This is a genomic window from Microcoleus sp. Pol11C3, from assembly GCF_036701485.1.
GTDB lineage: Bacteria > Cyanobacteriota > Cyanobacteriia > Cyanobacteriales > Microcoleaceae > Microcoleus.
This window is the reverse complement of the sequence record NZ_JAUBQW010000053.1, coordinates 26,443-38,387: the sequence shown is the minus strand read 5'-3', so window position 1 is coordinate 38,387 and position 11,945 is coordinate 26,443. Positions and strand designations below refer to the sequence as shown.

At 45.7% G+C, this 11,945-nt stretch carries 4 protein-coding genes; 1 reads left to right on the top strand and 3 read right to left on the bottom strand.

Annotated features, from left to right (window positions below; genetic code table 11):
- Positions 1-288: 288 nt before the first annotated feature.
- Positions 289-2,127, bottom strand: coding sequence for an ATP-dependent zinc metalloprotease FtsH3 (gene ftsH3 / locus QUA40_RS14150; protein WP_333126739.1), 1,839 nt, complete (start codon positions 2,125-2,127; stop codon positions 289-291).
- 497 nt (positions 2,128-2,624) lie between these two features.
- On the opposite strand from ftsH3, the gene QUA40_RS14145 reads away from it, so the two are divergent.
- Positions 2,625-9,371 (top strand): glycosyltransferase, encoded by a 6,747-nt coding sequence (locus QUA40_RS14145; RefSeq protein WP_333126736.1) that lies wholly within the window; start codon positions 2,625-2,627, stop codon positions 9,369-9,371.
- Positions 9,372-9,518: 147 nt separating this feature from the next.
- Here QUA40_RS14145 and QUA40_RS14140 read toward each other — a convergent pair whose 3' ends face one another.
- Positions 9,519-10,412 carry a CNNM domain-containing protein gene (locus tag QUA40_RS14140; RefSeq protein WP_333126734.1) on the bottom strand — a complete coding sequence of 298 codons (894 nt, stop codon included), beginning with the start codon at positions 10,410-10,412 and terminating at the stop codon, positions 9,519-9,521.
- Between the two features lie 432 nt (positions 10,413-10,844).
- Positions 10,845-11,930, bottom strand: coding sequence for a hypothetical protein (locus tag QUA40_RS14135; RefSeq protein WP_333126732.1), 1,086 nt, complete (start codon positions 11,928-11,930; stop codon positions 10,845-10,847).
- Positions 11,931-11,945: the final 15 nt, after the last annotated feature.

Sequence of the window (11,945 nt, the reverse complement as noted above, 5' to 3'; positions counted from 1 at the left end):
CTGGCACATCTCTTGATGAAATTATTCGTGCTTATTGTGCATGAATAGTGTCTCATACTTATTTGAAATGACTATATGAGTATTCCAAGCTTCTACCCAATCAAGTGCAAGTTCACGCGCTCTATCTTCAGTGACGATCATGGTTTACTACTCCAATGCTTTTTTTCGCTGCTTCCTGTGTGCCCACAAAAAAATCGGGGCGATTCCCGACAATCCCAGAATCACCCCAATTATTGATTTCAAACTTTAGATTTAATCTAAAATCCAAAATCCAAAATCCAAAATTGATTAGGCGATCGTCGCCATTTTCACATCGCTATTAGCTAACAAATTTTGCAATTCATCCGCATCGACAGTTTCCTTTTCAACTAGCATATCTGCCAAAGCATTAAGGACATGGCGGTTGCCAACGAGTACATCTTTAGCGCGGTGGTAAGCTTGCTCTACCAACAAACGCACTTCATCATCGATCGTCGCAGCAGTTTCTTCAGAGAAATCGCGTTCAGCCATGATATCGCGACCCATGAACATATTGCCTTGTTGGCGACCGAGAGCTACAGGGCCTAGCCGATCGCTCATTCCGAAGCGAGTCACCATTTGGCGCGCTACTCTTGCCACTTGCTGCAAGTCGTTCGATGCACCGGTTGTTACTTCTTCTTCGCCGAAGACAATCTCTTCAGCAATGCGGCCGCCCAAAGCTACCGCCATTTGATTTTGCAAGTAAGACCGAGAATACAAGCCAGAATCCATCCGATCTTCGCTGGGTGTGAACCAAGTCAAACCGCCAGCGCGGCCGCGGGGGATAATGCTAATTTTCTGCACGGGGTCATAATCGGGCATCAGCGCGCCGACTAAAGCGTGACCGGCTTCGTGGTAAGCTACCAAAGTTTTGCGCTTTTCGCTCATCACGCGGTCTTTCTTTTCTGGGCCAGCGAGCACGCGGTCGATCGCATCATTGACTTCATCCATCGAGACTTCGGTCAAGTTGCGGCGGGCGGCCAAAATTGCTGCTTCGTTGAGCAGGTTTGCCAAATCCGCACCTGTGAAACCAGGTGTCCGGCGGGCAATTTTTTCCAAGTCCACGTCTTTCGACAAAGTTTTGCCGCGGGCGTGAACGTTGAGAATTTCTAGGCGGCCTCCGAAGTCGGGGCGATCGACTACAACTTGGCGATCGAAGCGACCTGGACGCAGCAGCGCCGCATCGAGCACATCGGGGCGGTTTGTGGCAGCAATCAGAATGATGCCAGTATTGCCCTCAAAGCCGTCCATTTCGGTCAGCAACTGGTTCAGGGTTTGTTCCCGTTCGTCGTTACCACCGCCCAAACCAGCTCCCCGCTGGCGACCTACCGCGTCAATTTCATCGATAAATACGATACAAGGAGCGTTCGATTTAGCTTGTTCAAACAAGTCGCGGACGCGGGAAGCACCCACACCCACGAACATTTCCACAAATTCTGAACCGGAAATCGAGAAGAAGGGAACGCCTGCTTCTCCAGCCACTGCTTTTGCCAGCAGGGTTTTGCCAGTTCCGGGAGGGCCGACTAGCAGCACGCCTTTAGGGATTTTGGCGCCGACTGCGGTGAAGCGGTCTGCATTTTTCAGGAAGTCCACGACTTCTGCGAGCTCTAGCTTGGCTTGTTCAATGCCGGCCACGTCGCCGAAAGTCACCTGAGTTTGTGGCTCCATTTGGACTCTAGCTTTGGATTTGCCGAAGTTCATGGCTTGGTTGCCGGGCCCGTTTTGGGCGCGCCGCACCAGGAAAAACAGTCCGACCAAAAGCAGAATCGGGAAGAACAGGCTGCTGAGGGCTTTTACCCAGAAGCCTTCGTCGCTTTGGGGCAGAACTGAAATATCTACGTTATTTTTGCTCAGGATGTTGATCAGTTCTGGGTCGTTGGGCAGGTTAACGATCACTTTGTTGCCGTCTTGGGCTGTGACGAGGGCTTTGCTGCGATCGGAACTGATATTTATTTTGTCTACTCTCTTGCCTTCGACTTCCTGAATGAATTGACTATACTTCCAGATTTCCCGGCTTGGGGGCTGTTTATCAAAAAATGCGGTTGCTAAGGCAATGACTACAATAGCCAGAAGTGCGTACAGGCCAGCGTTTCTCCAGCGTTTATTCACCGAGGTCGATCTCCTAATTTTTAGTCCCTGTGATTTGGGAATTTTTATTTATGTTTATCAATCTTAACGTAATTATAACTTGTTTTTGGGTGGTGAGGAATCCCGGCCATGCTGCAGCGGTCTGAGGTGAGGTCGTGGAAACCGAACTGCCCTGAGCGTCGTCAGGAAATGCGGGTGCGCTAATCACGAGTCACTTATACCATAAATTCAAATTTGTCAAGCCTTTAGTCGCAGTAATCCTGATGGGGCTGACTCCCGATCGGATATCTGAGTCGGGGCTCCATTGGTGTAGGATGTTCCTGTTGATTCATAAGCTGTATACATAACGGTAAACCCTTGAGGAACCGTCCGAAGAGTTCAATCGTCAGCATAAAAACAGTCTAGCCGATCGCACTGCAATCACTTAAGAATATTAAAGATTGAGTTAAGTCTCAGAAATATTCGGCATTCCAATACAGACAGTCATTTGAATAATTTTGTAAGTTTAAATAATCAAAATGAAGTGCAATATTTGTGATTCTCCAACAAACACCTTTGCTGCGGCTAGGGTACTAAAAAAATATAACGTCGAGTATTTTCAATGCTCAAATTGTGGTTTTGTTCAAACAGAAGAACCCTACTGGCTTGATGAGGCTTATTCAGAAGCCATAGCTAGCAGCGACGTGGGAATGTTATCGAGAAGCACGATGTTCTCAACCGCTGCCAATAGTATTATTTTTAATTTGTTCGATCACAGCGCTAAATTTTTAGACTACGGGGGCGGATACGGTGTATTTGTTCGGATGATGAGAGATTTAGGATTTAATTTTTCCTGGCACGATAAATATTGCAGAAATATATTTTCCCAAGGATTTGAAGCAGACGAAAATAGCAGCTACAGCTACGAATTAGTGACCGCTTTTGAAGTATTTGAGCATTTTGTTAAGCCGCTGGAGGAGATCCAAAAAATCTTCAAATTTTCCCGAAATATTTTATTCAGTACAAAACTGCTGCCAGCAAACAATCCCAAGCCCAGCGAATGGTGGTACTATGCGCTAGATGAAGGTCAGCACATTTCTATTTATACCAGCAAAGCCCTCTCGATTATTGCCGAAAAATTTAATTTAAACTTTTACTCTAACGGCGATTCTTTGCATCTTTTCTCAGACAAGGAAATTCAGCCTCAACTTTTTAAAAGCTTATCATCTTACAAAGAGCCGGAATTGAAAAAAACCTCATTACTACAACAGGATTACGAGGAAGCCCTGAGAAAAATTGCAGACAGAGAGAACCGCAAATCAATGATAACTCCCGCAGCCCTACCTCCTAAAACAAGTAGAAAAATTGTTATTGACGGCGTATTTTATCAGCTCAACAGCACCGGCATTGGTCGCGTCTGGAAATCGCTGCTAGTAAACTGGGCAGAAAATGGTTTTGCCAAAAACATTATAGTTCTTGACAGAGAGGGTACAGCCCCCAAAATTCCAGGTATCCAGTACCGGAATGTAGCCCGCTACGACTACAGCAAAACCGATGCAGACCGCCAAATGCTCCAACAAATCTGCGATGAAGAAAAAGCCGATTTATTTATTTCTACTTATTATACAACGCCTTTGTCAACGCCATCGGTATTCATGGCCTATGACATGATCCCAGAGTTGATGGGGCAACATATGGGTCATTCCGAGTGGAGAGAAAAGCATTGCGGTATCCGCCATGCCTCGGCCTACATCACCATTTCCGAAAACACAGCCCGCGATTTAGTAAAGGTTTTTCCGCATATCTCTTCAACTTCTGTCGCTGTAGCGCACTGCGGAATTGATGCCAATTTCTCGCCAGCAGATAGAGAAGAAATCGCAGGTTTTAAGTCAAAGTACAGCATTAACAAGCCCTATTTTCTTTTGGTAGGCGAAAGGGTAGGCTGGCATGGTTACAAGAACGGGATATTATTCTTCAAAGCCTTTTCTCAACTTGCCAACAAGTTTAACTTTGATATAGTCTGTGCAGGTGGCAAACCTGTATTAGAACCAGAGTTGAAATTATACGGTTCTGGGAATACTGTCCACACGCTACAACTAAGCGACAGCGAACTGAGGGCTGCTTATTCGGGTGCTTCAGTGTTAGTTTATCCATCTAAATATGAAGGCTTTGGGTTGCCAGTCCTTGAGGCAATGGCTTGCGGTTGTCCAGTCATCACCTGTCCAAACGGTTCGATTCCCGAAGTAGCAGGACAAGCAGCGGTTTATGTGGACGGAGATGATGTTAGTGGGCTTGTCAATGCTTTGCGGGAAATACAGAAGCCCGGTGTCCGCAACTCATTAATTGCGGCGGGGTTAGAGCAAGCTAAGAAGTTTTCCTGGTCGAAAATGGCTGCAACTGTTAGCTCAGTTTTGGTTCAAGTCGCCGATCGCACGCATTCGGAGAATGCTTCAGTTCAACCGCCAATTGATGCAGGCTTGCAGGGGGAATTAGGGAATGGTGAGAACTCCCAGCCTGTCCCCTCAGCTTTTAAAGTATCGGCCATCGTTTCTACCTACAATTCCGAAAAATTTATCCGTGGCTGCTTGCACGACTTGGTAGATCAAACACTGTACAAAAAAGGCAAACTCGAAATCATAGTAATTGACAGCGGTTCCCAAGAAAATGAACAGTCTGTCGTGCGGGAATTTCAAGCGAAATATCCCAATATTGTGTACGCTCGCACTTCTGACCGCGAAACACTATATGCAGCCTGGAATCGAGGCATTAAGATGTCGCGTGGAGCTTACATGACTAATGCTAATACCGATGACAGACATCGCCCCGATGCCCTAGAAATCATGGCGAAATACTTGGATAAAAACGCCGAAGTAAGTCTGGTTTATGCAGATCAATTAATCACCAGCACAGTTAACGATATCTTTGCCAAAACCCAAGCCGCACAGGGCTGGAATTGGCCAGCCTTTGACTACAGCGAACTCGAACGGCGCTGCATTATTGGCCCCCAGCCGATGTGGAAAAAATCGCTCCACGAAAAATACGGCTATTTCCGAACAGAATTTACGGCTGCTGGCGATTACGAATTTTGGCTGCGGATTGGCAAAAGCGAAAACATTGTGCACTTGCCAGAAATTCTCGGCTTGTACTACGACAATCAACAAGGTTTGCAACATTCATCGCCCATATCGTACCAAGAAACTCGGCAAATATGGGATGAATATGGGATCACCCGCCGAGGTGTAAAACCAGCCACTACATTACCTGTTTCAATCTCTCCATCACAGCTAAATGCCATGCCCTACCGCACCTCCGCAGAAACACTCGTCAGCGTCATCATTCCCTGCTACAATCACGCAACTTTACTCAGAGAAGCTGTTGAAAGTGTTGTCAGTCAAAGTTATCCAAACTGGGAGTGCATAATTGTCAATGATGGCAGCACTGATGATACCAGCAACTTAGCCCATTATTTAATTAAACTGTATCCTCAAAAATCGCTTCGCCTCATAGATAAACCCAACACGGGGCCCGCTGATTCCAGAAATCTTGGCGTTCAGCAGTCATCAGGAAAGTTTATTTTATTCCTAGATGCTGATGATAAACTTCATCCCAAATTTCTAGAGGAGTGCGTGGAAATTTTATTAGCAAAACCCAAGGTTGGTTTTGTATATACAGATGTGCAGCACTTCGGAGCCAACTGCGATTTAGTTGTTCACGGTGACTTTGATGTCAATCGGTTTTTGAGAGACAATCAAGCTCCTGCTACTTCCCTATTTAGAAGGGAGATTTACGAGCAAATAGGCGGCTTGAAAAAAGTGATGAAGCTGGGATGCGAAGATTGGGAATTTTGGGTTTCTGCCTATGAAAAAGGCTGGTTAGGCGATCGATTACCTAAGCCTTACCTCTATTACAGGCAGCACGGCGACGGCTCTAGCAGAACCCAAAAAATGGCTGGCGATCGCCCAAAATTAGACTTAATGAGAGCTACAATTATTCACCTCCACTCTCAACTTTACAAACCGGAAGAAGTGCGTTGGTCACAGCAGATTTTGCAGCAACACGGCAATTTAATAGCTAATGAGTTAGTTGAATTTAACAAACCCGAACAATTTTTAACTTTGCTGTCCCAATATGTGGGAGAGTATCAAAAAGACCAAGCTAATGAAGTAAACCTTGCTAACATCCGCCAATGCCGGCAGCAACTTGCCAATTATTGGCTGAATCTGCCCGCCGAACAACTGGCAAATGCCTATGGCGGTGATGCTGGTAAGGCGCATCAGCTAGTGCTAAACAGCAATATCAAAGATGAAGCGCTGACAGATGCCGAAAAGACTGTTATCGATCGACTAGCATCGCATCTCTCCCAGGGAGTTAAAAATCCCAAAGATATTAACTACCTACTAGCAGCCGCCCTCTATCGTCGTGCAGATCAGTTACTGCTGAACTATGAAAATGCAGCTATACCTAATTGGTTTGTCAACGACTATCTCAAATTTATGTTTGCCGCGCCTACTCTCTTTCAAGAAATAGGAGAGGCTGACAATTATTGCCAGTATGTCCAGGGATGGGTCAGTTATTTGCATAGCAATATCTTCAAGAACCAAAACTCGCAAGTGTGGCAGGACATCGCTTGGTTTTTTACCCAAAGTGCTAACTTTATTCCTCTGTACTTCAATAGTAAAAATCTCAAGGATATCTACACAAAGCGGGCAGATATTATTGAATATGCCATGAAAAATCGTGGGGCTGCGATTGATTGCATTTTTCCGGCTAGACCTGCAAACAGGCAGAAAATTCGCCTCGGTGTCCTGACTAAACATTTCGGGGCGATGACGGAAACTTTCGCTACCTTGCCCGCTTTTGAATATCTGAATCGAGAGCAATTTGAAATTATTTTATACGCTCTCAATCTCGACGGGAATAAACTCGAACAGTATTGTCAGAGTCGCGCTGACAGACTGGTTAAACTGTCTAATGATTTGGCGAATCAAGTTCAGACAATCCGCGCTGATGACTTAGATATTCTGCTGATTGCTACCAATATTACTGCGGTTACTCATCCGATTAGTTTACTGGCGCTGCATCGATTGGCGCGGGTACAAACTACCTGTTTTAATTCTCCCATTACCACAGGAATGCGACACATTGACTATTACATTGCTGGTAAGTTGATGGAACCTGCACCTGAAGGACAGGAGCATTATCGCGAGGAATTAGCAACTATTGATGGGCCGGGCTGCTGTTTTAGCTATACCCTCGAACCTTACACTCCTAACATTAATTTCACCAGAAATAGTATCGGCCTTTCCGAGGAATCGGTTGTCTTTATTTCGAGTGCGAATTTGTATAAGCTAGTGCCGGAGTTAAGGGAAACATGGGCAAAGATTCTGGCGGCTGTTCCTAATTCTGTGCTGTTGTTAATGCCCTTCGGCCCTAGCTGGACTAATCATTATCCTGGGGGGGCTTTTGTGAATAATATGAAAGCCGTTTTTGCTAAGTATGGCATTGAGAGTAATCGTTTGCGGGTGTTGAAGAGTTTTCCTAACCGTGCGGATGTTAAAGAAGTTTTGAAGTTGGGGGATGTTTATTTGGATTCCTATCCCTATGCGGGGACGACTTCTCTTGTAGATCCGCTAGAGGTGGGACTTCCAACGGTGGTTAGGGATGGCGATACTTTGCGATCGAGAATGGGGGCCGCTGTGTTACGATCGCTCTCTATGCCGCATTTAATTGCCAATAGCGAAGCATCTTACATTCAACTAGCAGTTACTCTCGGCACTAATCCTGAACTTCGGCAGCGCTATCGCCAGGAAATTCAGCAAAAAATGCCAGCTAATCCGGCTTGTTTTGACAGTGTTGCATACTCTGGGGCGATCGGCAAATTATTCCAAGAACTCTTTGGCAAATGGCAAACCAGCCACCAGGAAGCATCCCGCAGCTTACAGGATAGCATTCCCAAACAGGCAGATTTGGGCGATCTTCTCTCGAATGCCATCAACCTTTACCAAAGAAACTCATCAAACATCTCAGCAATATCCGAACTGCGTCAAATCCGTAAACAAATCGCTGATTTTTGGCTCAACGTTCCCACCGAAAACCTCGAAACCGCCTACAAAAGCGCGCCCGGTAACAGCTATCAAATCCTGCTCAAGAGCGGCTTCCAACGTCAACCGATGATAGAAAGCGAACAAATATTTTTGCAGCAATTAACCCAGATTAGCAAAGGATTAGTGCATCCGAAAGCTGTCAACGCATTGCTGGCGGCGATGCTGTATTTCCCGCCGGAAACCATGCGAATTCCCGACGCTCGCAACCGTTTGCCGCACTGGTTAATTGGGGATTACGAACAAGTTTTTGAGACTGAAGCCGCCGTCAAGTCTGATTCAAGTTCTGACTTGCTAGCTCAATACATTCAATCGCCACAATTTGCGAATCAACTGTTAGGATGCGTCAATCTTTACCGTATCGATCCTTCGGAGGAATCGGTAGTTTTGGAACTTCGCCAAATCCGAAAACAAATGGCTGATTTTTGGCTGATTGTTCCTTCAGAGAAACTGGAAAGTTTTTACCGAGGAGAAGTTCGCAAGGGATATCAAGCACTACTTAGCTGTGGCTTGCACGCAGAAGCAATGACTGAAGCAGAACAAAAATTTTTGCAGCAATTGACCGACATTAGTAAAGGGTTGGTGCAGCCTCAAGCTATCAATGCTCTGCTGGGGGCAATGCTGTATTTTGTTCCGGGAAAAATGCGGGTTCCCGATGCTCGCACCCGCTTGCCGCAGTGGTTGCTTGAAGATTACGAAAAGGTGTTTGAGAGCGTATTCGCGACAACAGAACCAACACTTGCAAAACCCGATTATCTGCCGCAGTTTCTCAATCAATTAACTGCTGCGGTCAATCTCTATGAAATCGACCCGACGGCTGAATTGGTAATAGCAGATTTGCGGCATACTCGCAAGCAAATTGCCGATTTGTGGCTGAGCGTTTCCGGCGAACAAGTAGAAGTTTTGTACCGGAGCGATTTTGGGAAGGGTTACAAAGCAATGCTGGGCAGCGGGTTTATTAACGAGCCATTAAATGAGAGCGATCGCGAGTCTTTTAACTCGTTGGTTGTTGAGTTGAGTAAAGGGTTTGGAGCGCCTCAAGCTGTAAATAATTTGTTGGCGGCGATGCTGTATTGTCGCCCTGGACAGTTGCGGGTTCAGGATGCGAATACTTGTTTGCCTCCGTGGTTGTTGGAGGATTACGAGCAGTTTGTTGGGGGGGCCGTTAAGGTGGCTGTTGGGTGATGAAAGGCGCAGATTTTGAGATTTGGGATTAGTTGCTAATCTCAAATCTCAGGATTGAAACGAACCGCGAAGACGCTTATGACACGAAGGAAGAGAATAGAAGGGAAGAGAAAGATTTGAGAAATCATTGTGCCTACGCGTAGTAATTTAATTTAACACGAGTTCTGGCTGCTGAGTCTCAAATAAGGGGCGAGTTACCTGACGCACTAGCACTGTTTCTAAACTGCCTTCTACTACATATGCTGCTTCTATTTCCAACTCGTCCCACAATAGCCGATCGCCTTGATTGGGCATTTTACCTAAATTGTGGATCACGAATCCGGCGATTGTTTGGTAAGCTTGGTTAGTTGGCAGATTTAAGCCGAGTTTTTCGTTAACTGCTGTCACTTCCCATAGGCCAGAAATTAGTGCCGAATGAGCATCTTTTTGAACGAGAGTTGCTTCGGAAGGTAACAGCAACGGTTGAGACTCTTTACTGGTAATCCAACCGGTCAGCAGCCGCACGGTACCGTTGAGAACTGTTAGCAGCGGCCACAGTAATTTTGAGCAGATTTCGAGGGCCGGCATCAGCAGCAAAGCGGTGCGTTCTGGGGCGTGGTTTGCTAATACTTTGGGGATTAGTTCTCCTAAGACTATTTCTATGTAAGTTACTAAAATAAAAGCGGCGGGAACTGCGATCGAATGAGCAGTCAGCACGGCCGGCAAATGACCGATCGGCAATTTGTCGATCCACGGTTCGATCCAGTGTACAGTCGCTCCCTCACCCAACCAACCCAACAGCAAACTCCCTGCTGTTGTGCCAGTTTGAGTCACAGACAGGTAATGCGGTATGTTGTTTTGAGCTTGGTGGACGAGTTCGGCGGTTTTAGCGGTTGGGCGATCGTCCAAGTGGGCGAGTTGGCGGATTTGATGGCGATCGGCTGATACTAATGCTAGTTCTGACGCCACAAAAAAGGCGATTAAAAGTGTTAAGCCCAGCAACATTGCTAATCTCAGCATTGTTTGAGCGACTTCTATTTCCAGGCAAGTAAGGTTGTTCAAGATAGATATCTAATATGATAGAGGTTTTAGGTTAATTCTTTTATTTTAGCTTGGAATTCAGATAGGTTTATTCCCCGAGATTTCGGATATCCCCCCTACCCTGATTCGTAGGTGCGCGAGGCCGCGCACCTTACCCGTAGAACTTGTGAACTCTTTCTCTTCTCTTCCTTCGCGCCCTTGGCGTCTTCGCGGTTCGTTTTAACTGAGATATTGCACCGTTATCAATTACTTTTTTAGGAACAGGCAAGATGCCTGTTCCACAATAAAATTCATCTCTTGTGCAACAGGCATCTTGCCTGTTCTTGACGCAAGATGCCTGTTCCACAATAAAATTCATCTCTTGTGCAACAGGCATCTTGCCTGTTCTTCACAATAATGCAAGATGTGAGTAAAAAAAGAATCTAATTCACAACACCGGAACTCATTGCTGCATCAACTCTCCCTTACTCCCCGGAGCGAGTTAATTTCCGTAAAAGTCTGCACCGGATCGGAATTCAACCCGCCCTGAATGTAATTCAACTTCACTTCTTCCAACAAATCCGACAGTAGCGACTGCAATTCCCCGAGAGTTTTCTCATCTTGCAATTCCCGCCGCAAACTTTGATTAAATTCTTGGCTGAAATTATCGAGAATTTTTCTACCTTTATCGTCTTCATAAGTAGTAGATACCACATTCACAGCAGTTTGAGCCAAATAATTCGCTAGCTGTTCCGTCATCTCAGTCGGCAAAATGTTAATCGGAGAGAAATTTTGCAGGATTTGATAAAAATCCGACTGTTTGATTGTTGTTTCCAAATTGTGGTGCAGCAATTCTTCCAAATCCGGTTGCACCTGCGGCAAAACTTTGTAAATTGTCAGATCCAAAATCCGCTTGGTAATTTGTTCGATCGTATTTTCCTGATTGACGTGAAGGTACGGCTGCTGCGCCAGCAACATCTGTGCAGCGTCGCCCTGTTTGATCGAACTTTTAGCTTGATTGATAAACCGCACCATCATGTATTCCGACATTGTATTGGCTAAATAAGCCACCGGTTCGTAGGTAACTTGAGCAACTGCCCGATCGAGATTCACCAAACCCGACTTGTGCAGCCGCACCAATACCGGCAGAATGCGGCACACCTGCCAAATCGGTATCACCAGAAACACCTCGTACCAGCGCCTCAGCACAAAATCAAACCAAGTTACCCCGGGTTTACGGCGGGTGTGGAACAGACTTTTAATCAAAAACTCCGCCCCAAAAAAACCGATAAAAAAGGTATCAATTCGCCAAAACTGGTCAGCGCTTTTCAAATATTCGGGATTAGCTAAACTCGAATCAATGCCTTTAATCGGGTCATAAATTTTAACTAAACCCGGAAAAAAGCTCTGATAAACAGGCCGCAACTGAAGGTAACTGAAATGAAAAAGCACCAGCAAGAAATTGACCACCGCTACTAATGCGCTCATTTTGGCCCAAGAAATTGCTTTTTTGGAAGATTTTATCTCGGTGCTGTTAACAGTTGTGTAGGAATCTGACATAAAAGTAATTTGGCG